This is a genomic window from Marinobacter sp. ES-1, assembly GCF_000475255.1.
In the GTDB taxonomy this organism is placed as follows: Bacteria; Pseudomonadota; Gammaproteobacteria; order Pseudomonadales; family Oleiphilaceae; genus Marinobacter; species Marinobacter vinifirmus.
The window spans coordinates 1-713 of sequence record NZ_AXBV01000075.1 but is presented as its reverse complement, the minus strand read 5'-3'; the positions used below and the strand labels follow the sequence as shown (position 1 = coordinate 713).

Genomic DNA, 713 nt, shown 5'->3' with positions numbered 1-713 from the left:
CCGAGGCCACCTGGAGCCAGAGCCTGCCGGACTGGATCGCCTCCCACCAGCGGATGCTGGCGTTCTACGGTGGGGTAGCTGAGCTGTTGGTGCCCGACAATCTGAAGGCAGCGGTCACCAAAGCGGACCGATACACCCCGAAGATCAACGAGACCTACGCAGAACTGGCGACCCATTACCAGACGGCGGTATTACCGGCACGCCCCTACAAGCCTAAGGACAAGGCAAAGGCCGAAGCCGCTGTGCTGCTAGTTGAACGCTGGATCCTGGCCCGGTTGCGGCACCGAACGTTCTTCTCACTGGCCGAACTGAACTCGGCGATTGCAGACCTGCTACCGGCACTGAACCAGCGCCCGTTCCAAGGGCGCTCCGAGAGCCGCCAGAGCCTGTTCGAAGCACTGGATCGACCCGCGCTGAAGCCACTGCCGGCAACGCCCTACGTCTACGCCGAGTGGCGCAAGGCACGACCGGGCATCGACTACCACATCGAGATCGACAAACGGCTGTACAGCGTGCCTCACGCACTCGTGGGCGTGAAGCTGGATGTTCGGGTGACCGATACGTCCGTGGAGGTGATGCACAAGGGCCAGCGGGTCGCCCTTCATTCCCGTCACGGCAAGGGCCGCTTCGTCACCCTGACCGAGCATATGCCCAAGTCCCATCAGGCCCAACAGAACTGGTCACCGGGCCGCTTCCTGAACTGGGCCACGGAC

Annotated in this window: 1 protein-coding gene; it reads left to right on the top strand. The window is 63.3% G+C overall.

Translation table 11 applies throughout. From position 1 onward, the window contains the following. Positions 1-713 (top strand): IS21 family transposase (gene istA / locus Q668_RS13575; RefSeq protein ID WP_022990166.1); only part of this gene is annotated, 713 nt, incomplete at both ends.